Annotated in this window: 18 protein-coding genes and 1 tRNA gene; 7 read left to right on the top strand and 12 right to left on the bottom strand. The window is 71.3% G+C overall.

Annotated features, from left to right (window positions below):
* On the bottom strand, window positions 1–1,797 hold the full coding sequence (locus tag AMK29_RS00995; protein WP_073806678.1) for a bifunctional metallophosphatase/5'-nucleotidase: 1,797 nt from the start codon (window positions 1,795–1,797) through the stop codon (window positions 1–3).
* Between the two features lie 149 nt (window positions 1,798–1,946).
* Between AMK29_RS00995 and AMK29_RS00990 the strand changes: the two genes are divergently transcribed.
* Together AMK29_RS00990 and pyk are read left to right on the top strand one after the other, a co-directional pair.
* Window positions 1,947–2,630, top strand: a complete 684-nt coding sequence (locus tag AMK29_RS00990; RefSeq protein WP_073806677.1) for an SIMPL domain-containing protein — start codon at window positions 1,947–1,949, stop codon at window positions 2,628–2,630.
* Between the two features lie 146 nt (window positions 2,631–2,776).
* A complete protein-coding gene (pyk, locus tag AMK29_RS00985; RefSeq protein WP_073806676.1) occupies window positions 2,777–4,204 on the top strand; it encodes a pyruvate kinase in 1,428 nt (475 codons plus the stop codon).
* Between the two features lie 106 nt (window positions 4,205–4,310).
* Here the strand turns inward: pyk and AMK29_RS00980 are convergent.
* A tRNA-Leu gene (locus AMK29_RS00980) sits at window positions 4,311–4,383 on the bottom strand.
* Between the two features lie 99 nt (window positions 4,384–4,482).
* Between AMK29_RS00980 and AMK29_RS00975 the strand changes: the two genes are divergently transcribed.
* Entirely contained in the window at window positions 4,483–5,136 is a 654-nt protein-coding gene (locus AMK29_RS00975) for an ANTAR domain-containing response regulator (protein ID WP_073806675.1), read from the top strand.
* Between the two features lie 84 nt (window positions 5,137–5,220).
* On the opposite strand, the gene AMK29_RS00970 is transcribed toward AMK29_RS00975, so the two are convergent.
* The 8 genes from AMK29_RS00970 to AMK29_RS00935 form a co-directional block, all read right to left on the bottom strand.
* Window positions 5,221–5,937, bottom strand: coding sequence for an ABC transporter ATP-binding protein (locus AMK29_RS00970; RefSeq protein WP_073806674.1), 717 nt, complete (start codon window positions 5,935–5,937; stop codon window positions 5,221–5,223).
* Window positions 5,934–6,965 (bottom strand): ABC transporter ATP-binding protein, encoded by a 1,032-nt coding sequence (locus tag AMK29_RS00965; protein ID WP_073806673.1) that lies wholly within the window; start codon window positions 6,963–6,965, stop codon window positions 5,934–5,936. Before AMK29_RS00965 ends, AMK29_RS00970 begins: the two co-directional genes overlap by 4 nt.
* Before the next feature lie 3 nt (window positions 6,966–6,968).
* Complete coding sequence (locus AMK29_RS00960) at window positions 6,969–8,807, bottom strand: branched-chain amino acid ABC transporter permease (protein WP_079196708.1); 1,839 nt, start codon at window positions 8,805–8,807, stop codon at window positions 6,969–6,971.
* Window positions 8,804–9,733 carry a branched-chain amino acid ABC transporter permease gene (locus AMK29_RS00955; RefSeq protein ID WP_073806672.1) on the bottom strand — a complete coding sequence of 310 codons (930 nt, stop codon included), beginning with the start codon at window positions 9,731–9,733 and terminating at the stop codon, window positions 8,804–8,806. Before AMK29_RS00955 ends, AMK29_RS00960 begins: the two co-directional genes overlap by 4 nt.
* A gap of 97 nt (window positions 9,734–9,830) precedes the next feature.
* On the bottom strand, window positions 9,831–11,072 hold the full coding sequence (locus AMK29_RS00950) for a branched-chain amino acid ABC transporter substrate-binding protein (RefSeq protein WP_073806671.1): 1,242 nt from the start codon (window positions 11,070–11,072) through the stop codon (window positions 9,831–9,833).
* Window positions 11,073–11,525: 453 nt separating this feature from the next.
* Window positions 11,526–12,410: a trypsin-like serine protease gene (locus tag AMK29_RS00945; protein ID WP_198942161.1), complete on the bottom strand. Its 885-nt coding sequence runs from the start codon at window positions 12,408–12,410 to the stop codon at window positions 11,526–11,528.
* A 296-nt stretch (window positions 12,411–12,706) separates the two neighbouring features.
* Window positions 12,707–13,210, bottom strand: a complete 504-nt coding sequence (locus AMK29_RS00940; protein WP_073806670.1) for a PaaI family thioesterase — start codon at window positions 13,208–13,210, stop codon at window positions 12,707–12,709.
* 68 nt (window positions 13,211–13,278) lie between these two features.
* Window positions 13,279–15,561, bottom strand: coding sequence for an FdhF/YdeP family oxidoreductase (locus tag AMK29_RS00935; RefSeq protein ID WP_073806669.1), 2,283 nt, complete (start codon window positions 15,559–15,561; stop codon window positions 13,279–13,281).
* A 121-nt stretch (window positions 15,562–15,682) separates the two neighbouring features.
* On the opposite strand from AMK29_RS00935, the gene polA reads away from it, so the two are divergent.
* Window positions 15,683–18,394 (top strand): DNA polymerase I, encoded by a 2,712-nt coding sequence (gene polA / locus AMK29_RS00930; RefSeq protein WP_073806668.1) that lies wholly within the window; start codon window positions 15,683–15,685, stop codon window positions 18,392–18,394.
* Window positions 18,395–18,461: 67 nt separating this feature from the next.
* Here the strand turns inward: polA and AMK29_RS00925 are convergent, their stop codons facing one another.
* Entirely contained in the window at window positions 18,462–19,511 is a 1,050-nt protein-coding gene (locus AMK29_RS00925) for a DUF4184 family protein (protein WP_073806667.1), read from the bottom strand.
* Between the two features lie 238 nt (window positions 19,512–19,749).
* On the opposite strand from AMK29_RS00925, the gene AMK29_RS00920 reads away from it, so the two are divergent.
* The 3 genes from AMK29_RS00920 to AMK29_RS00915 all read left to right on the top strand — a co-directional run bounded on the left by AMK29_RS00920 (window position 19,750) and on the right by AMK29_RS00915 (window position 22,902).
* On the top strand, window positions 19,750–21,579 hold the full coding sequence (locus AMK29_RS00920; protein WP_073806666.1) for a lytic transglycosylase domain-containing protein: 1,830 nt from the start codon (window positions 19,750–19,752) through the stop codon (window positions 21,577–21,579).
* Window positions 21,580–21,767: 188 nt separating this feature from the next.
* Complete coding sequence (locus AMK29_RS35435; RefSeq protein WP_106975990.1) at window positions 21,768–21,908, top strand: SPW_0924 family protein; 141 nt, start codon at window positions 21,768–21,770, stop codon at window positions 21,906–21,908.
* Between the two features lie 10 nt (window positions 21,909–21,918).
* Window positions 21,919–22,902 (top strand): DUF3068 domain-containing protein, encoded by a 984-nt coding sequence (locus AMK29_RS00915; RefSeq protein ID WP_073806665.1) that lies wholly within the window; start codon window positions 21,919–21,921, stop codon window positions 22,900–22,902.
* On the opposite strand, the gene hrpB is transcribed toward AMK29_RS00915, so the two are convergent.
* Window positions 22,886–25,447, bottom strand: a complete 2,562-nt coding sequence (gene hrpB / locus AMK29_RS00910; RefSeq protein ID WP_073806664.1) for an ATP-dependent helicase HrpB — start codon at window positions 25,445–25,447, stop codon at window positions 22,886–22,888. The genes AMK29_RS00915 and hrpB overlap by 17 nt on opposite strands.
* Window positions 25,448–25,459: the final 12 nt, after the last annotated feature.

The raw sequence follows: 25,459 nt of genomic DNA, 5'->3' as shown, positions 1-25,459 counted from the left end.
CTAGAACACCGGCACACCGTCCCGGGTCAGCCTCCAGTCCACCGACGCGAACAGAGCCGGGTCGACCGTCCCCTTCGCCCGCACCCACTGGATGATGGTGTTACGGATCTCGTCCGAGTTGGACCACAGCTGCGGGGCGTTCGCCACGTGCGGGAACGCCCCGCCACCGCTCGCCCGGTAGTTGTTGACCGCGAGCACGAACTTCGCCGCCGGGTCGATCGGCGCGCCACCGAAGGCCAGACCCACGATCCGCGAACCGGCCGGCCGCGCGATGTCGATCTCGTACGTCAGACCCGACACGGCGTCGTAGTTGTAGTCCGGGATGCCGTCCGCGTTCGTCAGCTTCCCGGTGTCGACCGGCGCGCCCGCCGGCGTCAGCACGTAGTACCGCGCCGAGTACTCCAGGTACTCCTTCAGCTGGGCGCCCGTCATCAGACGGGCCTCCATCGTGTTCTCGAAGGGGTAGAGCCCGGCGGCGTCCTTGATCGTGATCCGGCCGGCCGGGATCCGGGCCGTCCGGGAGAAGCAGGACGCCTGCGAGAGCACCGGCAGGTCCGCGTACGCGCCCCCCGCCAGAGCCGCCTTCACCGTCTCCGACTGGACCACGTTGATCAGGTCGATGATCGGCTCGTCCTTCCACGGCGCGTCGGCCGTGGTCATCGCGGCGGTGGACGTGCCGATGACCTGATTGACGTACGCCACCACCTTCGTGTGCTCGTCCGCGAGCAGCCCCGTGATCTCCGGGTCCTCCGCCACCGTGTTGGAGTTCAGGACCTGCGCGCCGACCTTCTCCACCACCCAGCGACCCTTCTCCCACACCAGGTCGAAGTCGAAGAGGGTGAGGCGCTGGCCCCACTTCAGCGGCTCGGACAGGACGACGTCCTTGCCCGTCTCCTTGTTCTTCACCCGGTACTCGGGAATCTCGGTGTGCGCGTGACCGACGAGGATCGCGTCGATACCCGGCACCTGCTCGGCGACCAGCCCGGCCGCGTTCTCGATGTGGGGGAGCTGGTCACCGTACGAGGACGTGCCGCTGGAACCGGAATGCGCCGAGACGACCACCACGTCCGCGCCCATGGACCGCAGCTTCGGCACCCACTTCGCCGCCTGCTCCTCAAGGCCGGGGAACACCATCTTCCCGCTGACGTTCGCCTTGTCCCAGATGGCGATGCCCGGATTGGTCAGACCGAGTATCGCGACCTTGACGTCCCTGCCGTGCGGGGTGCGCATCCGGTGCATGCTGTACGGCGGGAAGGCCGGACGCAGCGTCTTCGCGTCCAGCGCGTTGGCGCCGAGCAGCGGGAAGTCACACTGCTCCTCGAACTTCCGCAGCACCGGGATGCCGTAGTTGAACTCGTGGTTGCCGAGGGCGGCCGCGTCGTACCCGATGGCGTTCATGGCCTGGGCCATCGGGTGGACCGGCCCGCCGGTCTTCGTGATCGGGTCGACCTTGGCGTAGTAGTAGGACAGCTGGGTGCCCTGGATCGTGTCGCCGGCGTCGATGAGCAGGGTGTTGCAGCGGCCCTTCGCCGCGCGGACCTGGTCGACCAGAGTGGAGATCTTGGCGAGACCGACGTCGTTGTGCGCCTTGTCGTCGAACTCCTTGTCCGTGAAGTAGTCCCAGTTGAAGACGTTCCCGTGCAGGTCGGTGGTGCCCATCACGGTGAAGGAGTACCGCTTGGCCGGCTTGGGGCGCCGCTCCTGGGCCTCGGCGGGGGCGACGGCCCCGGCGGTGAGGGCGGCTCCCGCCCCGACGGCGACGGAGCTCTCCAGGAAGGTCCGGCGGTTCAACGGCATGTGCTCTCCTCGGTTCGTTCGGCGTCGGCCCACTGGCGCACAACGCGCGTAGATTCTGGCCCAGGCCTCCCCGTGGGCAACAGCCCTTTCCGGTTACGGAGTGGGAAAGTGTTCGGTGACGCTGTCGTCGAACGCGGAGGAGCCAGGACGTGACGCAGGAACACGCGACCCCCGAAGCCCCCCAGGTGACGGTCCGTGGCGAAGGACGCCTGGAGGTCGACCCGGAGCTCGCCCGGATCGGCGTCACCGTCTCCGCGAGGGGAACGGACCGGCCGACGGCGCTCGCCGACCTGACCCGACGCAACACCCGGGTCCTCGACCTGCTCAAGGCCCAGGGCAACGCGCTCGGCTCACTGGAGACCGGCAGTCTCTCGATCGCCCCCGAGCTCGGCCGGCGCGGCCGGGGCGAGCGCGTGCAGTCCTACCGGGGCCGCGTCCGGGTGACCGCCGAACTCACCGACTTCACCGCGCTCGGGGAACTCGTGACCCGACTCGCCGACCTGGAACTGACGAGCGTCGACGGCCCGTGGTGGGCGCTGCGCCCCGACTCCTCGGCCTACGCGGAGGCGCGCCGGCTCGCGGTGACGGAGGCGGTCCAGCGGGCCCGGGCCTACGCGGAGGCGCTCGGCACCTCCCTCGCGTCACTCCTCGAACTCTCCGACGCGGGACTGGTGGGCCCCGGGACGCCGATGGCGCCGGTCTTCGCCGGGGCACCGGCGGCCTTCGCGGCCGAAGGCGTCGGCGAGGCGCCCGCACTGGACCTCGAACCGCAGCGGCAGACGGTCACCGCCGAGGTCGTCGCCCGCTTCACGATGCGACCGCCCGCACTCTGAGACGGGCGGCGCGAGGGCGTGGAAATCGCTCATCGGAGCACCCCCGCGCACAGATTCAAGTCTTGTCAACAGCCTTTCACGGAAAGGTTGTTGCCTAGTCATGTCCCACCAACTCGCTACTGGTGGGTAAGCCCTAGGCTCGACTCATGCGCCGAGCGAAAATCGTTTGTACCCTTGGGCCCGCCACCGAAACATACGACCAGATCAAGGCGTTGATCGAGGCCGGAATGGACGTGGCCCGATTCAACCTCAGCCACGGCTCCTACGCCGAGCACGAGGAGCGGTACCGACACGTACGCAAAGCCTCCGACGAGACCGGCCGCAGCGTCGGCGTCCTCGCCGACCTTCAAGGCCCGAAGATCCGCCTCGGCCGCTTCCGCGAAGGCCCCGTACTCCTTGAACGCGGCGACGAGTTCGCCATCACCGTCGAACCCATGGAAGGCGACCGCCACGGCTGCGGCACCACCTACTCCGGCCTCGCCGAGGACGTCACCGCCGGCGAGCGCATCCTCGTCGACGACGGCCGCGTCACCCTGGAGGTCGTCTCCGTCGAAGGACCCCGGGTCAACACCCGCGTCATCGAGGGCGGCATGGTCTCCGACCACAAGGGCCTCAACCTCCCCGGCGTCGCGGTCTCCGTCCCCGCCCTCTCCGAGAAGGACATCGATGACCTCCGCTGGGCCCTGCGCATCGGCGCCGACGTCATCGCCCTCTCCTTCGTCCGCAACGCCCACGACATCGTGGACGTCCACCGGATCATGGACGAGGAGGGACGCCGGCTGCCCGTCATCGCCAAGGTCGAGAAGCCCCAGGCCGTCGACAACATCGACGAGATCGTCGCCGCCTTCGACGGCATCATGGTCGCCCGTGGCGACCTCGGCGTCGAGATGCCGCTCGAACAGGTCCCGATCGTCCAGAAGCGCGCCGTCAAACTCGCCAAGCGCAACGCCAAACCGGTCATCGTCGCCACCCAGATGCTCGACTCGATGATCGACAACTCCCGCCCCACCCGCGCCGAGGCGAGTGACGTCGCCAACGCGGTCATCGACGGCACCGACGCCGTGATGCTCTCCGGCGAGACCAGCGTCGGCCGCTACCCCATCGAGACCGTCCGCACCATGAGCCGCATCGTCGAAGCCGCCGAGGAAGACGTCCTCGCCAAGGGCCTCCCGCCCCTCACCGACCGCAACAAGCCCCGCACCCAGGGCGGCGCCGTCGCCCGCGCCGCCGCCGAGATGGGCGACTTCCTCGGCGCCAAGTTCCTCGTCGCCTTCACCCAGTCCGGCGACACGGTCAAGCGCCTCTCCCGCTACCGCTCCCCGATCCCCCTGCTGGCCTTCACCCCCGACCCGGCCACCCGCTCCCAGCTCAACCTCACCTGGGGCGTCGAGACCTTCCTCGGCCCCCACGTCGACTCGACGGACGCGATGGTGGCCCAGGTCGACGAGGAACTGCTGCGCATCGGCCGCTGCAAGAAGGGCGACACGGTGGTCATCACGGCGGGCTCCCCGCCGGGAGTCGCGGGCTCGACGAACCTGGTGCGGGTGCACCACATCGGGGATCCGCTGACGTAGTCAGGACGTGGGTCCCACGTGGAGGTCCATGGCCGCGACGGAGAGGTCGTCCAGTTGACGAGCGAAGATCGCCACCCGTTGAGCGACCTTGGAATCGAAGGGAAAGTGCCCCGAGTCGGATTCGAACCGACGCTGTCGGTGGTTTGAGCACCGTGTCTCTACCGCTGGACTACCGGGGCATCCTTCAAAAGGAAGGCTAGCGGAGACCCGCCGTGCCTCAAACATACAGGACCTAGGTAGGCTCAGGTAGCAGTACCTGCCCGCAACAAGGAGCCCCCGTGACCGCCCCCGAGTCGCCCCAGCCCGCCGACGACGCCGAGGCGTCGCACGTTCCGCCGCTGACGACCCGCGTCGTCATCGCCGAGGACGAGGCCCTCATCCGCCTCGACCTCAAAGAGATGCTGGAGGAAGAGGGCTACACGGTCGTCGGCGAGGCCGGTGACGGTGCCACGGCCGTCGAACTCGCCCGTGAGCACCGGCCCGACCTCGTCATCCTCGACGTGAAGATGCCCGTCCTCGACGGCATCTCGGCCGCGGAGAAGATCGCCGGCGAGTCCATCGCCCCGGTCCTCATGCTCACCGCCTTCTCGCAGCGCGAACTCGTGGAGCGGGCCCGGGACGCCGGCGCCATGGCGTACCTGGTGAAGCCGTTCAGCAAGAGTGACGTGGTGCCGGCCATCGAGATGGCCGTCTCCCGCTTCGCCGAGCTGCGGGCCCTGGAGAAGGAGGTCGCCGACCTCTCCCTCCGCCTGGAGACCCGCAAGCTGGTGGACCGCGCCAAGTCGATCCTGCAGACCCAGTACGGGCTGACGGAGCCGGCCGCGTTCCGCTGGATCCAGAAGACGTCGATGGACCGCCGCATGTCGATGCAGCAGGTCGCCGAGGCCGTCATCGAGGACGCCGAGGAGAAGAAGGCCGCCAAGGGCCAGTAGGCCCGGCTCGCGCCCCGTACGGAAGAAGGCCCGCCCCACGTCGCTGTGGGGCGGGCCTTCGGTCCGTGGTGCGGACCGGGTGACTCAGTCCTCGCCGAGGTACGCCTTGCGGACGGACTCGTCGTGGAGCAGGTTCTGCCCGGTGCCGGACAGGACGATCTTGCCGATCTCCATGACGTGACCGTGGTCCGCCAGGGCGAGCGCGGCCTGGGCGTTCTGCTCGACGAGCAGGATGGTGGTGCCCTGGGCCTTCAGCTCGGAGATCGTCGCCATGATCTTCTGCATCATGATCGGGGAGAGGCCCATGGAGGGCTCGTCGAGCATGAGCAGCTTCGGCTGGGACATCAGTGCCCGGCCCATGGCGAGCATCTGCTGCTCACCGCCGGAGAGCGTGCCGGCGGCCTGCTTGCGACGCTCGCCCAGGATGGGGAAGAGGTCGTAGGCGCGCTGGACGTCCTTGGCGATGCCCGCGGTGTCCTTGCGGAGGAAGGCGCCGAGGAGGAGGTTCTCCTCGATCGTCATGCGGGGGAAGATGTGCCGGCCCTCGGGGGAGTGGGCCAGACCCAGCGAGACGATCTTGTGTGCGGGGATCTTGCGGAGGGACTTGCCCTCGAACTTGATCTGGCCGCCGACCGGCTTGAGGAGGCCGGAGAGGGTCCGCAGGGTCGTGGTCTTCCCGGCGCCGTTGGTGCCGATGAGGGTGACGACCTCACCGGCGTCGACGGAGAAGGAGATGCCCTTGACGGCCTCGATCTTTCCGTAGGCGACCCGCAGGTTCTCGACTTCGAGCAGTGCGGTCATGCGTCGTTCTCCTTGCCCGAAGCAGGGTCGTGCGGGGTGTCCTGCGAGGCCGGGGTCTTCTTCGGGGCGTCCTCGGCGGCCGGGGCGTCCTCGGCGGCGGGCGCCTCGGTGGCCGGGGTCTCCTCGCCGGCGGCCTCGGCGGTGGCCGGGGCTGCCTCGGCGGCGGGGGTCTCCGGGGCCTCCGGGGCGTCGTCGGCGGCCGCGGCGGGCTCGTCGGCCTGGACGGGCTCGCCCAGGTACGCGGCGATGACCCGCTCGTCGCTCTGGACGGTCTGGCTGTCGCCCTCGATCAGCTTCTGGCCCTGGACGAGCACGGCGACCCGGTCGCAGAGGTTGAAGATGAACCGCATGTCGTGCTCGATGACGAGCACGGCGATGCCCATGTCCCGGATGGCGAAGATGAGTTCCTCGGCCGCCCGCGTCTCCTGCGGGTTCATGCCGGCGGTGGGCTCGTCGAGCAGGATGAGGCCGGGGTCGCTCGCGAGGGCGCGGGCGATCTCCAGCTTGCGCTGCTCACCGTACGGGAGGTTCTTGGCGAGGTGCTGCGCCTTGTCCTGGAGTCCGATGAACTCCAGGAGTTCCATCGCCCGCTGCGACGCCTCCGCCTCGGCCTTCTTGAAGCCGGGCAGACGCAGCAGGGCGGACCAGAGGCCCTGCTTCATCCGGGTGTGGCGTCCGACGAGGACGTTCTCCAGGACGGTCATGTTGTGGAAGAGGCGGATGTTCTGGAAGGTGCGGGCGATGCCGGCGTCGGTGACCTTGTACGACGTCGGCGGCAGCACCGTGCCCTTGTACCGGACCTCGCCCTCGGTGGGGATGTAGAGACCGGTGAGGCAGTTGAAGAAGGTGGTCTTGCCGGCGCCGTTGGGGCCGATGAGTCCGACGATCTCGCCGCTGTTGACGGTCAGGTTCACGTCGCGGACGGCGGTGAGGCCGCCGAAGCGCATGGTGACCCCGCGCGCGTCGAGAACGGTCTCGCCGGCGGCCGGCGCGGTGGTGGCGTCGGCGGTCTTCGTGGTGGTCGTCATGGTTCAGGCACCTGCCTTGGCGAGCGTGGCGGGCGTCTCGTCCTTCTCGTGGAACTCCAGCTGGTTGCGCCGGTTGGCGATGATGCCCTCCGGGCGGAAGCGCATGAGGAGGATGAGCGCGACGCCGAAGGCGAAGAGCTGGTACTCGCCCATGAACTGGAGCTTGTTGGGGATGAGGAAGAGCAGCGAGGCGCCGACCAGGGGGCCGCTCATCGTGCCCATGCCGCCGAGGACGACGGCCGCGAGCAGGAAGGCGGAGTTGGGCGGGATGGGTCCGGCGAAGAGGTACTGCTCCGGGGTCACCGTGTAGGTGACGTGGGCCTGCACGGTGCCGGCGAGGCCGGCGAGCGAGGCTCCGAGCGCGAAGGCGATGAGCTTGACCCGGAAGCCGTTGATGCCCATGGCGAGCGCGGCGGTCTCGTCCTCGCGGATGGCGACCCAGGCGCGGCCGATGCGGGAGTCGCCGCTGCGCCGGAAGACCAGCACGACGACCGCCATGATCAGCAGCATGAGGAAGAAGTAGTTGGCGAAGCGGCCGATCGTGAAGCCGCCGAGCACGTGCTCGGCGCCGAAGTCGAACCCGAGGATGTTGAGGTTCGGGATGGACGCGATGCCGTTGGAGCCGTTGGTGATGTCCGGTCCGGAGGTGCCGTCGGTGTTCATGACGGCGATGCGGAAGATCTCACCGAAACCGAGCGTCACGATGGCGAGGTAGTCGCCGCGCAGGCGCAGGGTCGGGGCGCCGATGAGGACACCGAAGACCAGGGAGGCTCCGGCGCCGACGAGGATGGCGGCCCAGAAGGGGAGGTGGACGCCGAACGGGGAGGTCGGGGCGCCCGAGACGAGGGCGGCCGCGTAGGCGCCGACGCCGAGGAAGGCGACGTAACCGAGGTCGAGGAGACCGGCGAGGCCGACGACGATGTTCAGGCCCAGGGCGACCGTGGCGAAGATCAGGATGTAGACGCCGAGCGTCGCGTACTGGTCGTCGGTCTGGGTGAACGGGAAGAGCGCCGCGGCGATGAACGCGCCCGCGATGGAGAGGTTCTGGTGCTTCTTGGTGAGCTGGGTGGCCTGGGCCATGAGGCCCGACTTGTTGACCGCGGCGAAGCCGATGCCGGCGGTGATGAGGAAGCCGAGGAACAGCTCGTCGTACTCGGTGCCGACACCGTAGGTGAAGACGCCGAGGGCCGCCGCGAGGACGCCCGTGATGATCAGGATCTCGAGGGAGGAGTGCATCGGGGGCACTCGGCGCGCGGTGCCGGTGGAGGCGAAGGCGGCCTTGAAGGAGGCCCAGTCGTTGCCGGCGCGGTGCTTGAACTGGTCCCAGGAGGTGTCCTCGGGGTCCACGGGCAGCACCTTCGGCCGCTCGTAGGGGAGGGCGAGGGCGCCGAGGAGGGCCAGCAGGGAGGCGAGTGCGACGACCGCGCCGCCCGGCTCCAGGTTGACCGGGCCGCCGAGTTCGATGCTGATGGCGGCGACGGTGAACCAGGCGATGGCGAAGTTGGCGAGCGCGGCGAGTTTGAGGGCCGCGTCGCCGCCGGCGGGGGTGAGCCAGCGGGTGCCCTTGACGCCGTACGAGGAGAGGGCGAAGAGGACGGTGAGCAGGCCTGTGACCAGGACCTGCATCTGGAGGCCGCCGGGGGAGCCGTAGAACGTGAGGTCGCCCGGGAAGCGGGGGGTCCAGGTCCAGGCGAGGAAGCAGCTGGCGATGGTGAGGGCGCCGCCGCCCAGGGTGAGGGCGCGGGCGGCCTTGGCCGGGACGAAGCCGATGAGGCCGGTCGCCTCGGCCGTGGGGGCCGCGGGGGCCTGGGGGTTCTCGGAGATGGTGGTCATGGTGCTCACGCCCTGTCCGCGACGCGCTCGCCGAGGAGGCCTTGGGGCCGGGCGAGGAGTACGACGATGAGGAGTACGAAGGCCCAGACGTCGGCCCAGGACTGGCCGCCGAGCTGCTCCATACCGGGGATGTGGCTGATGTACGCCGTCGCCATGGTCTCGGCGATACCGAGGACGACTCCGCCGATCATGGCTCCGTAGATGTTGCCGATGCCGCCGAGGACGGCGGCGGTGAAGGCCTTGAGTCCGAGGAGGAAGCCCATCTTGTAGTCGACGACGCCGTACTTGAGGCCGTAGGCGACGGCGCCGACGGCGGCCATCGCGGCGCCGAGGGCGAACGCGATCACGATGATGCGGTCGGTGTTGACACCCATGAGCTTCGCGGTGTCCGGGTCCTGCGCCGTGGCCTGCATGCCGCGACCGGTGCGGGTGCGCATGACGAAGAAGGCGAGGAAGGCCATGCAGATGGGGGCGGCGATCAGCAGGAAGACGTCACCGGTCTGGATGGTGACCGGGCCGAGTTCGATCGCGCCGCCGGGGATCTGCGGGAAGGTCCGGGCGGACTTGGCCTCCGGGTACCAGACCCAGACGGCGTACTGCAGGGCGAGCGACAGGCCGATGGCCGTGATGAGCGGGGCCAGGCGGGGGCCACCGCGCAGCGGACGGTAGGCGAACCGTTCCGCCCCGATGGCTATGGTGGTCGCGACGAGCACGGCACCGATGATCATGAGGGGCAGTGCGACCCACATGGTGGTGCCGCCGGGAAGGATGAGCCAGACCGTGAGGGCCCCGAAGCCGCCGGTCATGAAGATCTCGCCATGGGCGAAGTTGATGAGCTGGACGATGCCGTAGACCATCGTGTAGCCGACGGCGACCAGCCCGTACATGGATCCCAGTAGCAGGCCGTTGACCAGCTGCTGCGGCAGTTCGTTCACCGCATTGTCCTCCGAGACTTTCGACGGATGTGACACCGCGCGGGGAGCCTGGTGCGGCCCCCCGCGCGGTGAAGGTGGTGCATGGTGGTGGGGTTGATCAGCCGCCGAAGGTGCCGGACTTGACGGGCTTGTGGGCGCCGCCCTCGACCTTGTAGACGGTCAGCTGCTTGTTGGTGGTGTCACCGAACTCGTCGAAGGAGACCTTGCCGGTCACACCCTCGAAGGAGACGCCCTGCAGGGCCTCGACGACCTTGCCGCGGGCGCCCTCGGGGAGCTTGCCGCTGTTGCCGTCGACGACCTTCTTGACGGCCTCGATGATGGCCCAGGTCGAGTCGTACGCGTAGCCGCCGTAGGCCTCGTAGGCCTCCTTGTAGCCACCGGTCTTGTAGTCCGCCAGGAAGTCCTTGGCGGAGGCGAGGGACTCGATGGGCGCGCCGACCGAGGTGGCGATGTCGCCGTTGGCCGCCGCGGCGCCCGCCAGCTTCACGTACTCGGGGCTGAAGAGCGCGTCACCGCCGACGACGACGACCTTCGCGCCGGCTTCCTTGATCTGCTTGGCCAGCGGGCCGCCGGCCGGGTACTCGCCGCCGTAGTAGACGACGTCGGCGCCCGAGGTCTTCACCTTGGTGGCGACGGCGGAGAAGTCCTTGGTGTCGGGGTTGATGTGCTCGGTGCCGACGACCTTGCCGCCGAGCTTCTCGAACTCGCCCTTGAAGGTGCCCGCGAGGCCGGCGCCGTAGGTCTTCTTGTCGTCGATGATGAAGGCCTTGGTCTTCTTGGCCTCGTTGTAGACGTACTGCGCGGCGAACGGGCCCTGGATGGCGTCCGTGGTGGCGGTGCGGAAGTACGACTTGTAGCCGCGCTTCTTGTCGCCGGTGCTCCAGTTGACGCCCTGGGTCAGGGCCGGGTTGGTGTTGGCCGGGGAGACCTGGGCCAGCTTGGCGTCGTCGAAGACCTTCTGCATCGACTCGGCGACGGAGGAGTTCAGCGGGCCGACGACGCCGAGGACGCCCTTGTCGGCGACGAACTTGGTCGCGTTCTGCTGGCCGGCGGAGGGCTGGGCCTGGTCGTCCAGGGACTCCAGCTTGAAGGTCACGCCCTTGACGTAGCTCTTCTTGTTGGCCGTCTTGACCGCCAGGTCGGCCGAGTTCTTGATGCCGAGGCCGAGGGCCGACAGCTCGCCCGTGAGGGGCGCGTCGAGACCGATGGTCACGGTGACGTTGCCGCCGTCACCGTTCTCGGCCGCGCCGCCCTTGTCGTCGCGCGAACCACAGGCGGTGAGGGTGAGTGCTCCCGCGGTGACCGCGGTGGTGAGTATGAGCAACGAACGGTTTCGCACGAAGGGTCCTTTCCCTGGCGCGGCCCCCTCGGAATGAGGCGGTGCCGTGAAGCTGCGGAGCGAGGGGTGCCGTTTTGGAACGCCGGGCCGTACTGGGTGGTACTAGGCCGTGCAGTAGGACGCGCCCGGCGGCGCGGTGACTGGCGGTGACTCTAAGCGCAGGTGGGGAGGGTCGGGGAGCGCCGAGGACATGATGTGACTGTCTTGTTATGCCGACGGGGAAAGAGTGTGCGCAGCGAGTGGGAAAACCGGGGCAAAGCGGGCTGTAATACGGTGTTCACATAGTGAGAACGTGCAGTTCCGCTAAGGGGCTTGAGTGAATCTTGCTCCTGTCCGGGCGCTCGGCCGACTCTCCGGATATCGGACAGGGGCAGAAACCTCAGCGGACGGAACCGCTCCGTCACTCCGATCCGCTCCCACTCGCGCGTCCGTCACCGAGGGTGACGAGAGACGTCAGGGAAGCTGGACGTACGGCTTCAGAAAGTCGCGCGCACCAGGACTGTCCAGTCGATATGTCACATTCGTCGCGTAGCAGGGTGTATCGCCGGTGATGGTGGTGGACACCAGGGTGCGGGTCCCGTTCAGCGTGGCGAAGTTCGGGCCGCCCGAGTCGCCGTAACAGGCTCCGCCGTTCCCCTGGGGCGCGGTCATGGCGAGACGGATCCAGGCGTCGTTGAGCGCGTTGAAGGTGACCGGCGCCTTCAGGCGGACGCCGCCGCCCGGGTGGGTGTGTCCGCCGGGGCCGCGCTTCGACTCCTCGGTGCCGTAGCCGGCGACCACGAAGGAGGTGGCGTTGAGGCCCTGCGCGCCGAGCGCGTCGAGAGCGCCCGCGCGGGGGAGGGTCGCCGGGGTGAAGGACCAGCGGGCCTTCATGGCGGCGGCGGGCACCTCGATCACCGAGATGTCATGGGTGTCGGAGGCCGGGCCGGGGAACGCCGGGTGGCTGTGGGCTGTGCCCTCGACGGCCACGCTCCGGGCCTGGGCGGCCGGGTCGCCCGGGTGGGCGGCGGCGGCCCGGTCCAGGCCGGCCTGGACGTCCTGGTCGAGCGAGACGTGGAAGCGGACGTTCGCCGGCCAGTCCGTCGTGCAGTGGGCGGCCGTCAGGAAGGTGTTCGTGTCGATCATGGTGCCGGAGCAGACCCAGTCGACGCGGTCGGGAGTCGCCGGATCCTCGTCGTGGTCCCAGGTCGCGACGAGCGCGCCGACCTCGGTGCGCTCGGGGGCGGGGGCCGCGTTGTACGAGTTGATCGCCGTGGCCGGGATCGCGGTGGCGAGGACGGCGGCGCAGGCGGCGGCGGTGACGGTGGTCATCGCGTAGGTGGTGCGAACGGCGGTCACGAAGAACCCCTCGGTGTGTGAGTGGATCGGGTGTTCTCCTGTGGGGGGAGGTTCGCCAGTGAAGCGGCTACGGCTCTGTGGGGCAAGAGGGCGGAGAGGTAAGGGAGTTGATACGCCAAAGGCGCTGGAGGTGGGGGGAGGGGGGCGCCCGCAGGCGATGCGGGAGGCGGTACGCGAACGGCGCGGCGCGGGAGGCGGTACGCGAACGGCGCGGCGCGGGAGGCGGTACGCGAACGGCGCGGCGCGGGAGGGTCGCCCCGTCCCGCGCCGCGCCGTGTCGGTCGGCCCGCCCCGCCTCAGGCGCCCTCGGTCCGGCCCGCCTCCGGCAGGTCGCCCGCGTCCTTGGCGGTGATCTCGCGCAGCATGCAGGTCAGCCGGGCCGAGCAGACCCGCTTGTCCTGCTCGTCGGTGATCACGATCTCGTACGTGGCGGTGGACCGCCCGCGGTGCACCGGCGTCGCCACACCGGTCACCAGGCCGCTGCGCGCCCCGCGGTGATGGGTGCAGTTGAGGTCGACGCCGACCGCGATCTTCGAGACGCCGCCGTGCAGCATGGAGCCGATGGAGCCCAGCGTCTCGGCGAGGACCGCCGAGGCTCCGCCGTGCAGGAGGCCGTACGGCTGCGTGTTCCCCTCGACCGGCATCGTGCCGACGACCCGCTCGGCCGAGGCCTCGAGGATCTGGACGCCCATCCGGTTCCCGAGGTGCCCGGCCGAGAACAGGGCCGGGAGGTCGACGCCCAGCGCCGCGTACTCGTCGATGACCTCCTGCGGGAACTTCACATGCTGCTGTTCACCCATGGCCCGGCTCCGTTCGTCTTCGTACGGCTGCTGATCGCATGATCACTCGACTCCGCCTGAGCAAACGCTTAGGCGGAGGGTGATTGTTCCAGACGGACGATCACGGACTTGCTCGCGGGGGTGTTGCTGACGTCGGCCGTCGACTCCAGCGGCACGAGGACGTTCGTCTCCGGGTAGTAGGCGGCCGCGCACCCCCGGGACGTCGGGTAGTGCACCACCCGGAAGCCGGGCGCCCGCCGCTCGCTGCCGTCGGTCCACTCGCTCACCAGATCCGTGTACGCCCCGTCGGCGAAGCCGAGCTCCGCCGCGTCCTCGGGGTGGACCAGGACGACCCGGCGGCCGCCCTTGATGCCCCGGTAGCGGTCGTCGAGACCGTAGATCGTGGTGTTGTACTGGTCGTGCGAGCGCAGTGTCTGCAGCAGCAGCCGGCCCGCCGGCACCCTCGGGTACTCGACCGGCGCCGCCGTGAAGTTCGCCTTGCCGGTCTTCGTGGGGAAGCGGCGCTCGTCACGCGGGCCGTGCGGCAGCGCGAATCCCCCGGGGTTCGCCGCGAGACGGGCGTTGAAGTCCTCGAAGCCGGGGACCACGCGCGCGATGCGGTCCCGGATCGTGGCGTAGTCCGCCTCGAACTCCTCCCAGGGCGTGGCCGATCCGGCGCCCAGGACGGCACGCGCCAGACGCGCCACGATCGCCGGCTCGGACAGCAGGTGCGGGCTCGCCGGCGGCAGGTTGCCGCGCGAGGCGTGCACCAGGCTCATCGAGTCCTCGACGGTCACGAACTGCTTGCCGCTCTTCTGCACGTCCTTGTCGGTACGGCCGAGCGTGGGCAGGATCAGCGCGCGCGTGCCCGTGACGGCGTGCGAGCGGTTCAGCTTCGTCGAGACGTGGACGGTCAGGCGCGCGGTGCGCATCGCCGCTTCCGTCACCTCGGTGTCGGGGGTCGCGCCGACGAAGTTGCCGCCCATCGCGAAGAACACCTTCGCCTCGCCGTCGCGCAGCGCCTGGATCGCACGGACCACGTCGAAGCCGTGGTGGCGCGGCGAAACGATCCCGAACTCCTTGTCCAGGGCGTCGAGGAACGCGGGCGAGGGCCGCTCGAAGATGCCCATCGTGCGGTCGCCCTGCACGTTCGAATGCCCGCGCACCGGGCACACCCCGGCACCCGGTCGGCCGATGTTCCCCCGGAGCAGCAGGAAGTTGACGACCTCGCGGATGGTCGGCACGGAGTGCTTGTGCTGGGTCAGGCCCATGGCCCAGCAGACGACGGTCCGCTCCGATGCGAGCACCATCTCCAGGGCCCGCTCGATCTCGGCCCGGTCGAGGCCGGTCGCGGCGAGCGTCTCGTCCCAGTCGGCCGCCCCGGCCGCCGCGACGAACTCCTCGTACCCATGGGTGTGCTGCCGTACGAACTCCTCGTCGACCGCCCCGGGCGTCTCCAGGACCAGCCGGTTGAGGAGCCGGAACAGGGCCTGGTCGCCGCCGATCCGGATCTGCAGGAAGAGGTCGGTCAGGGCGGTGCCCTTGACCATGCCCTGCGGCGTCTGCGGGTTCTTGAACCGCTCGAGCCCCGCCTCCGGCAGCGGGTTCACCGAGATGATCCGGGCGCCCGCCCCCTTCGCCCGCTCCAGGGCCGAGAGCATCCGCGGATGGTTCGTGCCCGGGTTCTGCCCGGCCACGATGATCAGGTCCGCCTGGTGCAGGTCCTCCAGGGAGACGCTGCCCTTGCCGACGCCGATGGTCTCCGTGAGGGCCGAGCCGGAGGACTCGTGGCACATGTTGGAGCAGTCCGGCAGGTTGTTCGTGCCGAACTCGCGGGCGAAGAGCTGGAGCAGGAACGCCGCCTCGTTGCTCGTCCGGCCCGAGGTGTAGAAGAGCGCCTCGTCCGGTGAGCCGAGCGCTCGGAGCTCCTCGGCGATGATCGCGAAGGCCCGCTCCCAGGTCACCGGCTCGTACCGCTCGCCGCCCTCCGGCAGGAGCATCGGCTGCGTGATCCGGCCCTGCTGTCCCAGCCAGTACCCGCTGCGGGTCGCCAGGTCCGCCACCGGGTGCGCGGCGAAGAACTCCGGGGTCACCCGGCGCAGCGTCGCCTCCTCGGCGACCGCCTTCGCCCCGTTCTCGCAGAACTCCGCCACGTGTCGCTTGTCCGCCTCGGGCCAGGCGCAGCCGGGACAGTCGAAGCCGTCCTTCTGGTTGACCTTGAGCAGGGTCCGCGCGGTGCGCACCGTCCCCATCTGCTCCTGCGCCATCCGCAGGGTGTGCCCGATGGCGGGCAGGCCGGCCGCGGAGTGCTGCGGCGGCGTGACCTGCGGTGCGTCCTGGACCGGGTCACCGACCGGCGGCTTGCTGACCATCGCGCTCTCCCTTGAGCGGTAATCCTGTGGCGTACGTCTCCGATCCTGTCACGCGGCACCGACAGCCGGGCACCTCCGCCGTGTGGACGGGATTGTCGGTGGTCCGTGGCAGGATCGTCATGTGGCCGAGACAGCATCGAAGAACCCCGCAGACACCCGCCCCCGCCTGCTCCTCATGGACGGGCACTCGCTCGCGTACCGGGCGTTCTTCGCGCTGCCCGCGGAGAACTTCACCACCGCGACCGGTCAGCCGACGAACGCGATCTACGGGTTCGCCTCGATGCTGGCGAACACGCTCCGCGACGAGGCGCCCACGCACTTCGCGGTCGCCTTCGACGTGTCCCGCAAGACCTGGCGGTCCGAGGAGTTCCCGGAGTACAAGGCGACCCGCTCGAAGACCCCGGACGAGTTCAAGGGGCAGGTCGAGCTGATCGGCGAGCTCCTCGACGCGATGAACGTGCCGCGCTTCGCCGTCGACGGCTTCGAGGCCGACGACGTCATCGCGACGCTCACCACGCAGGCCGAGGCCGAGGGCTTCGACGTCCGGATCTTCACCGGTGACCGGGACGCCTTCCAGCTGGTCTCCGACCGCACCACCGTGATCTACCCCACCAAGGGCGTCTCCGAGGTCACCCACTTCACCCCGGAGAAAGTCCAGGAGAAGTACGGCCTGACGCCCTCGCAGTACCCCGACTTCGCCGCCCTGCGCGGCGACCCGTCCGACAACCTCCCCGGGATCCCCGGCGTCGGCGAGAAGACCGCCGCGAAGTGGATCAACCAGTTCGGCTCCTTCGCCGAACTCGTCGAGCGCGCCGAGGAGGTCAAGGGCAAGGCCGGGCAGAACTTCCGGGACCACCTGGAGTCGGTCAGGCTCAACCGCCGTCTCACCGAGATGGTCCGGGACGTCGAGCTGCCGAGGACCGTCACGGACCTCGCCCGCGAGCCCTACGACCGCGGGGCCGTCGCGCTCGTCCTCGACACCCTGGAGATCCGCAACCCCTCGCTGCGCGAGCGGCTCCTCGCCGTCGACCCGGGTGCCGCGGAGGAGGCCGCTCCGGCCCCCGCCGCCGGCGTCGAGCTGGACGGCACCGTCATCGGCTCCGGCGAGCTCGCCCCCTGGCTGGCCGAGCACGGCACCGGGCCCCTCGGCATCGCCACCGTCGACAGCTGGGCCCTCGGCACGGGGAACGTGAGCGAGATCGCCCTCGCGGCCGCCGGAGGCGCCGCCGCCTGGTTCGACCCCAGCGCCCTCGACGAGGCCGACGAGCGGGCCTGGTCCGCGTGGATCGCCGACCCCGCCCGCCCGAAGGTCATGCACAACGCGAAGGGCGCCCTGCGGGTCTTCCCGGAGCACGGCTGGACCATCGCGGGCGTCACCATGGACACCGCCCTCGCCGCCTACCTCGTCAAGCCCGGCCGGCGCTCCTTCGCCCTCGACGCGCTCTCCGTGGAGTACCTCCACCGTGAGCTCGCCCCGGCGGCGGCCGCCGACGGGCAGCTCGCCTTCGGCGCCGACGACACCGCCGAGGCCGAGGCCCTCATGGCCCAGGCGCGGGCCGTCCTCGACCTCGCCGACGCCTTCGACGAGCGGCTCGGCGAGGTCGGCGCCCGCGAGCTCCTCCACGACGTCGAGCTGCCCACCTCCGCCCTCCTCGCCCGCCTGGAGCGGCACGGCATCGCCGCCGACCGGGACCACCTGGAGGCGATGGAGCAGCAGTTCGCCGGCGCCGTGCAGCAGGCGGTGAAGGAGGCGCACGCCTCCGTGGGCCACGAGTTCAACCTCGGCTCGCCCAAGCAGCTCCAGGAGGTCTTCTTCGGTGAGCTGAACCTGCCGAAGACCAAGAAGACCAAGACCGGCTACACGACGGACGCCGACGCGCTCGCCTGGCTTGCCGCGCAGACCGAGCACGAGCTGCCCGTGATCATGCTCCGCCACCGTGAGCAGGCCCGGCTCCGCTCCACCGTCGAGGGTCTGATCAAGACCATCGCCGCCGACGGCCGGATCCACACCACCTTCAGTCAGACCGTCGCCGCCACCGGACGCCTCTCCTCCACCGACCCCAACCTGCAGAACGTGCCGGTGCGGACGGACGAGGGCCGAGCGATCCGGCACGGCTTCGTCGTCGGCGAGGGCTTCGAGGCCCTCATGACCGCCGACTACAGCCAGATCGAGCTGCGTGTCATGGCGCACCTCTCCGAGGACGAGGGCCTCATCGAGGCCTTCACCTCCGGCGAGGACCTGCACACCACCGTCGCCTCCCAGGTCTTCGGCGTCGAGCGGTCCGCCGTCGACGCCGAGATGCGCCGCAAGATCAAGGCCATGTCGTACGGCCTGGCCTACGGTCTCTCCGCCTTCGGTCTCTCCCAGCAGCTGAACATCGACCCGGGCGAGGCCCGCGGCCTGATGGACACCTACTTCGAGCGCTTCGGCGGGGTGCGGGACTATCTGCGCCGCGTCGTCGACGAGGCCCGGGCCACCGGGTACACCGAGACGATGCTGGGCCGCCGGCGCTACCTGCCCGACCTCAACAGCGACAACCGTCAGCGCCGCGAGTCCGCCGAGCGGATGGCGCTCAACGCGCCGATCCAGGGCACGGCCGCCGACATCGTGAAGGTCGCCATGCTCAACGTCGACCGGGCGCTGACCGAGGCGGGCCTCGCCTCCCGGATGCTCCTCCAGGTCCACGACGAAATCGTCCTTGAGCTCGCCCCCGGGGAGCGCGAGCGGGTCGAGGCCCTCGTCCGGGAGCAGATGGCCGGCGCGGTCCATCTGCGCGCCCCGCTCGACGTCTCGGTCGGAGTCGGCCGGGACTGGGACTCCGCCGCCCACTGACCCGGCCCCGCCCCGGCCCCTGCGGCATCGGTCCGCAGGGACCGGGGCGGGCGGATGCCCGGAGACGTCAGCGGGATCCCTGCCGGGAGCGCTCCGGCCGGGGCCCCCGGCCCTCCGCGCCCGACGTCGGGACCGGGTCGGCCGAGGCCTCCCCGTCCGCCTCCGGGCCGCCACTGGCCGGGGTCTCCGATGCCGCCTCCGGGCCGCCACTGGCCGGGGTCTCCGATGCCGCCTCCAGGTCTCCGGTGGCCGGGGTCTCCGCCGCCGGAGCGGGCGACGCCGCGCGCAGCCCCGCTCCCGCCGCCGTACGCGATGCTCCGCGCAGCCGCGCGCCCGTCCCGTACAGCACGAGGCCCACGGCGAGCCCCGCACCGGCCCCGAAGCAGGCGGTCGGAATGACGTCCAGGGGCGTCTCGATCCTCCCCCAGCCCCAGTACGCGGCCCAGCGCAGCACCCGGTGGGCGACCCCGGCGAGGACACAGCCGCCGATCACCCCGGCCGCGAGCAGGCGTCCACGCCGTCCCGGGACCGGCACCCGGGACGGGAGTTCCAGGCCCGGCCCTGCGGAGCGCAGCGCCCGCGCGACGAACCACCCGAGCAGGCCGAGCGCCAGCGCCGAACCCCCGTACTGCGCGTAGAGGTAGACGGGGAAGCCGCCCACGACGTCACCGAGGACCGGGATCATCCGGGTGCCCCAGCGGTCGAGGTGGGTGAAGGAGTCCCACACCACATGGGTCGTCGCACCGACGACCGCGGAGAGCCCGAACCACCCGGCGAGCACGGCCGGATGCCGCTCGCGCCAGGGACGGCCCCGCACCAGCCCGTACACCCGTCCGCGCCACCGCGCGGGCAGCAGGACCACGAGCGGCTCACGCACAATCAGCCACAGGCCCACCAGCGCGGCGGCGATCAGGACGTCGGCGGTGACGATCCCGACGGGGGAGTGGGTGATGTCCCCGAGGGTCATCGCCCCGGGGAACGCCGTCGCGGCGAAGTAGGTCATGTCGGGCGCGAAGGAGCCCGCGACGAGAGCGGACGCGACCAGGGGGCCGCGGGCGGTCCCGTTCCGGTGCAATCCGGGCAGCACGGCAACGGCATGGCTCAGCGTGAACGGCAACGGGAGTTCCCCCAGGGTCCGGTGGTGACGGCCGGGGTGTGACCTCGGCCGCTGTGCAAGAGGGCCCCGGAGCTCCGCCCGGTTCCCGTCCGCACCGGGCCGGCAGGCGGCCGAGTGGTGACGAAAGCGTGAAACCCGGTCAGGCCCCGGTGCCGGGTGGGCCGCAGGTGGCATAGGGTCGCCTGAGGTCTGACGCGGGGAGCGTGGGGCCGCAGTCGAGGGGGAAGGGACCACCGACATGTCAGCGCACTTGGGCCGCAGGCTGCGCAAGGGAGCCACCAGCGGTGCGGTGGTGGCGGCCGCGGTCGCCGCGCTCGCCGCCTCGCAGGCGCCGGAGATGACTCCGCCGCCCACGGACAACGCCGGCGGTGACCGCGCCATCGGCGCGGAGGACACGGCATCGCCGTCCGGCGACGGCTCCGCCACGGGTGGCTCGCCGTACTACACGGAGCTCCCGACGCTGAACACGCCGAACAAGCCCGGGGCGCCCACCTCCCTGCTGCCGGTGATCGCCGGGCCCGCCGAGGCCGGCATACCCGCGTCCGTGTTCTCCGCCTACCAGCGCGCCGAGCAGTCCATACGCTCGACCGACCCCGGCTGCAACCTGCCCTGGCAGCTGCTCGCCGGGATCGGCAAGGTCGAGTCCGGACAGGCGAGCGGTGGCAGGGTCGACGCCAACGGCACGACCCTCACCCCCATCCTCGGCCCCGCCCTGAACGGCGTCGGATTCGCGAACATCTCCGACACCGACGGCGGCGCCTACGACGGCGACAAGATCCACGACCGCGCCGTCGGCCCGATGCAGTTCATCCCGTCCACCTGGGCCACCTGGGGCCAGGACGCGAACAGCGACGGGAAGAAGGACCCGAACAACATCTACGACGCCGCGCAGGCCGCCGGTCTCTACCTCTGCGCGGGCGGCCGGAACCTCGCGCTGAAGGCCGACCTCGACCGGGCGATCCTCAGCTACAACCGCTCCCGGGAGTACCTGAACACGGTCCTCTCCTGGTTCGAGTTCTACCAGCGCGGCACCCACCAGGTCCCGGACGGCACGGGCGTGCTGCCGGTCGACCGGAGCGACGGCCGTCACCAGGGCAACCGTCCGACCTCGCCGCTCCTGCCCCTCCCGACCTCCCCCGTGACGAAGCCCTCCACGCCGGTCTCCCCGGAGCCGACGGAGCCGGGCAAGCGGCCGGAGGTCACCCCGACGCCGACGAAGCCGGCCCCGACCACCCCCACCAAGCCGCCGGTCACCCCGCCGAAGCCGCCCACCGTGCCGCCCGCCGTCAAGGTCGCGCGGCTCGCGCCCGTCGCTCCCGGGCCGCTGACCGCCACCACCGAGAGCGCCTTCGCCAAGGCTCCGACGGTCGCGGCGCTGGACGCCTCGGGCGCCCCGGTCACCGGGGTCACCATCCGCTTCGAGATCACCGGCACGACGGACGCCCGCTTCGCCGGCGGCGCGACGTCCGCCACCGTGACCGTCGGCTCCGCTGGCCTCGCCAAGGCCCCCACCCTGCGGGCGGGCGAGAAGACCGGGTCGTTCAAGGTCAGGGCCACCGTCGTCGGCAACCCCGCGGCCGCCGCGGAGTTCGGCGCCACCGTCACCGCCCGCGAGGCGGACACCCTCGCCCGCGTCGCCGGTGACCCCCTGTCGGCCACCACCGGCACCGCCTTCACCCAGCAGGTGCGGGTGAAGGCCACCGAGGAGGACGTGCTCGCCCCCGGTGTGCTCGTCACCGCCAAGATCGTCGCCTCCGCGACGGGCGCCGAGGAGAGCGCCGACGGCCCGTACTTCAAGGACGCCGCGGGGGCCGCCGTCCGCACGCTGGTCCTCAAGACCGACGCGAACGGCCTCGTCACGCTCCCCGAGCTCTTCGCGGGCGACAAGGCCGGCGAGTACGTGATCCGCCTCAGCGCGCCCGGCGGCGGCAGCACGGAGGTCAAGCTCACCGTCACCGCTCCCGACCCGACCCCGACGCCGGAGCCGACCCCCGATCCGACGCCCACCGGCACCGGCTCGCCCGAGGCCACCGCCTCGGCCTCCCCGTCGGCCTCCCCTTCGGCCTGATCCCACCGCGCCCTCGCGCCGCGTATCTCCGCGCCGTCCCCTCCGTCCCCACCGGACGGAGGGGACGGCGCTTCGCGTTCCCGCCCCCACGGTGCCGCGGTGGTACGACGTGTTCTCATCTCGCGGTCGCGTTGCTACGGTGCCCCCGCCCTGACGAGCCATCAGATCGCACCTCCGGGAGGCCGACCATGCGCGCCCTCGTCGCCGCCGCCATCGGACTCGCCCCAGTCCTCCTCTTCGTCCTCCTCGTCTCCGTGGTCGATCTCCCGCCCGACGGCCCCACCTCGCCCAAGCCGCTGCTCACCGCCGACCCCGGCCCCAAGAAGTAGGGGGCCGACCGTGCGCCGCCGAGCCAGCCTCGTCCTCCTCGCCCTCGCCGTCTTCTGCGCCGCGATGGCCCCCACCCTGCGCTGGTACGCCTTCCCCCGGCTGGCGAAGATCCCGCCGAACCAGTACCAGGAGACCGTCCTGGAGGCGAGGCCCGCGACCCTGCTCAACTACTCCACCCTCAAGGCCGAGAAGGTCGACAGGATCACGATCATCCAGACCCTCAAGGGCAACGTGGAGGAGTCACGGCGCATCGAGCGCGACGCCGGACGCGACGTCGTCGTCTGGGACGCCCTCGCCCACATCACCGGCCCGGACGGCGCGATGGTCTCCCAGATCCCCGAGCGGTACATCTTCGACGCCCACACCCAGGACCCCGTCCACGCCACCGGCGAGATGGTCGACGGCGACCCCGTCCGGCGCGACGGCATCGAGTTCAAGTGGCCCTTCCTCACCGAGAAGAGGGACTACCGGTACTTCGACGCCCAGACCCGCACCTCGGCCCCCATCCACTACAAGGGCACCCGCACCTTCCGCGGCACGGAGGTCTACTACTTCGAGCAGACCATCCCCTGGACCCAGGTCCCCATGCCCAAGACCATGCCGGTCAAAGGCATCACCCCGAAGCTCCTCGCCGACTCCGGCCTCACCCGCTGGTACACGACCAAGCGCATGTTCTGGATCGAACCGGTCACCGGAGCCCCCCTCAACGGCGAGGAGATCCACAAGGAGGAACTCCGCAACGCCGGGGCGCTGATGGGCCAGGACACCCTCACCGTCTTCGAGGGGCACGTGAAGATGCGCGAGGACTACATCGAGAGCGTCGGCGAGATGGTGTCCTCCAACCGCCTCATGGTCCTCCTGCTCGTCTCCTACCTCCCCCGGAGCCTCACCCTGCTCGCCCTGCTCCTCCTCGGACTCGCCCTCTGGCTGGAGGCCCGCTCCCGCCGCCCGGCACCGGAAGCCGACACCACCCCGGTCACCCCTCCCGTCTGAGCCGCGCGCTCGTGTACCGGGTCGCCTCCGCCGCCGAGGGATCCTCCGGCCACGGGTGCTTCGGATACCGCCCCCGCAGCTCCGCCCGCACCGCCCGGTAACCGTCCCGCCAGAACGACGCCAGGTCGGCGGTCACCGCGGCCGGCCGTCCCGCGGGGGAGAGGAGATGGACGAGCACCGGGACCCCCGCCACCCGAGGCGTCTCGGCGAGCCCGAACATCTCCTGGAGCTTCACCGCGAGAACCGGCCGCTCACCCCCGTACTCCACCCGGATCCGCGATCCGCTCGGCACCTCGATCCGCTCGGGCGCCAGCTCTCCCAGTCGCCCCGCCTCACCCGACGCCCACGGCAGCAGCCGCCGCAGCGCGTCACCGGCGTCGATCCGCCCCAGATCCGCTCGGCGCGAGGCCCGGGACAGCTCCGGCTCCAACCACTCACCCGCCCGGTCGACCAGCGCCCCGTCCGCCACGTCCGGCCAGGGATCCCCCAGCTCCCGGTGCAGGAACGCGAGCCGCTCGCGCAGCTCCCCGGCCTCCCGGCTCCACCGCAGCAGACCCAGTCCCTCCCGCCGCAGACCGTCGAGCAGCGCCGCCCGCACCAGCTCGGGCCCCGCCCCGGCCCCGAGCGGCCGGACCGTCAGCTCGACCGCGCCCAGCCGGTCCACCGAGCGCGCCACCACGTCCCCGTCCTCCCAGCGGACCTCGTCACCGGTGGACCGCAGATGCCCGGCCGCCCGCCGCGCCATCTCCTCGTCCACCACGGCCGCGAGCCGCACGCGAGCCGTGGCGTCCCGCGCCGTACGGTCCGCCACCGCCACGGCGAGCCACGGCGTGGCGCGCAGCGCGGAGCCCTCGGCGAGCCTGGCCCCGCTCCCCGACACCATCAGATAGCCCCCCTGCTCCCGGGCCCTGGCCACCCGCTCGGGAAAGGCCAGCGCCGTCACGAGCCCGGCCACGGCGTCCTCACCGACCACCGACCCACCCCCTGTGCCCACGGGCGCCCCGCCCGGGCCCAGCGCGTCGGCGACCGACCGTTCCAAGCGGCGTGCCTCCGCCTTCCAGCGGGCGCCGTACCCGTCGGAGCCCCGGCGGGCCGAACGCCAGGCCGCCGCCAGATCGTCCCCGTAGTCGCGCGGCGGCTCCTCGCTGAGCAGCGCCACCACCTCCGCCGCCCGCCGCCCCCCGACCTCCGGCGCACCGTCCAGGAGGGCGCGGCCGAGCCGGGGATGGAGCCCGAGCCGGGACATGCGCACCCCCCGCTCCGTGGCCCGGCCGGCCGCGTCCACGGCTCCGATCGACGCGAGGACCGATCGCGCCGCGGCCATCGCGCCGGCGGGAGGCGCGTCGAGCAGCGCGAGCCCCTCCGCCGTCGGATCGCCCCAGCAGGCGGCCCGCAGGGCGAAGTCCGCCAGATCGGCGACCTTGATCTCCGGGGACGGGAAGCGCGGCCTGCCTCCGTCGCTCGCCTCCGCCCAGCAGCGGTACACGAACCCGAAGTCCTCGCGGCCCGCCCGGCCGAGGCGCTGGGTCGCCGTCGCCTCGGAGACCGTCACCGTCGCCAGCGAGCCAAGCCCCCGGGCATGGTCCGTGCGCGGCTCGCGGGCGAGCCCGGAGTCCACGACGATCCGCACCCCCGGCACCGTCAGGCTGGACTCCGCCACCGAGGTCGCGAGGACCACTCGGCGCCGTCCACCGGGCTCCGGACCGCGCAGCACCGCGTCCTGCACCGCCGCCGGGGCCCGCCCGTGCAGCTGGAGCACCTCGGCGTCGACACCGGCCAGCAGGCCGGCCGTCCGCGCGATCTCCCCCGTACCCGGCAGGAAGCAGAGGACGTCCCCCTCGTGCCGCTCCATCGCGAGCCGGACCGTCGCGGCGACGTGCCGCAGCAGCGCGGGGTCCACCCAGGTGCCGTGGGCCGGCCGGACGCCGGGGGGCGGCGCCGCGAAGTGGACCCGGCAGCCGTGGCCCTCACCCTTGCTCCACACCACGGGCGCGGGCCCGCTCCCGTCCAGGACCGTGAGGAGATCCGCCCACGCCGCCGCGTCGCTCGTCGCCGACGCGGCGATCAGCCACAGCTCCGGACGCAGGGTGGCCCGCACGTCCACCAGGAAGGCCATCGCCGTGTCGGCGTCCAGGTGGCGCTCGTGGCACTCGTCGAGCAGGACCACGTCCACACCCGCCAGCTCCGGGTCGCGCTGCAGCCGCTGGAGCAGGATGCCCGTGGTCACCACCTCGACCCGGGTCGAGGGACCGGCCCGCCGCTCGCCGCGCACGGAGAAGCCGACCGCGCCGCCGACCTCCTCGCCGAGCAGCCACGCCATCCGCCGGGCCGCCGCCCGCGCCGCCATCCGCCGGGGCTCGGCCACCAGCACCCGCCGCCGCGGTCGGTCCCCTATGAGGCCCGCGAGCGCGAGCGGCACCAGCGTGGTCTTGCCGGTGCCGGGAGGCGCGGACAGCACGGCCGTGCCGCGCAGGTCGAGTGCGGCCATCAGCTCGGGGACGGCATGGCGGACGGGAAGACGGTCGAGTGCGTCGGTTCGGATCACGCACTCAGTCTC

Origin of the sequence: Streptomyces sp. CB02261 (assembly GCF_001905665.1) — a bacterium.
Classification (GTDB): Bacteria; Actinomycetota; Actinomycetes; order Streptomycetales; family Streptomycetaceae; genus Streptomyces.
Note: the sequence above shows the minus strand (reverse complement) of the source record. Positions and strands in the feature narration are given on the sequence as shown.

What these genes read in the sequence shown, in the direction of transcription:
- AMK29_RS00920 (WP_073806666.1), top strand. Translation starts at nt 19,750, where the DNA reads ATGTCAGCGCACTTGGGCCGCAGGCTGCGCAAGGGAGCCACCAGCGGT.
- pyk (WP_073806676.1), top strand. Translation starts at nt 2,777, where the DNA reads ATGCGCCGAGCGAAAATCGTTTGTACCCTTGGGCCCGCCACCGAAACA.
- AMK29_RS00965 (WP_073806673.1), bottom strand. Translation starts at nt 6,965, where the DNA reads ATGACGACCACCACGAAGACCGCCGACGCCACCACCGCGCCGGCCGCC.
- AMK29_RS00970 (WP_073806674.1), bottom strand. Translation starts at nt 5,937, where the DNA reads ATGACCGCACTGCTCGAAGTCGAGAACCTGCGGGTCGCCTACGGAAAG.
- AMK29_RS00935 (WP_073806669.1), bottom strand. Translation starts at nt 15,561, where the DNA reads ATGGTCAGCAAGCCGCCGGTCGGTGACCCGGTCCAGGACGCACCGCAG.
- AMK29_RS00940 (WP_073806670.1), bottom strand. Translation starts at nt 13,210, where the DNA reads ATGGGTGAACAGCAGCATGTGAAGTTCCCGCAGGAGGTCATCGACGAG.
- AMK29_RS35435 (WP_106975990.1), top strand. Translation starts at nt 21,768, where the DNA reads ATGCGCGCCCTCGTCGCCGCCGCCATCGGACTCGCCCCAGTCCTCCTC.
- AMK29_RS00995 (WP_073806678.1), bottom strand. Translation starts at nt 1,797, where the DNA reads ATGCCGTTGAACCGCCGGACCTTCCTGGAGAGCTCCGTCGCCGTCGGG.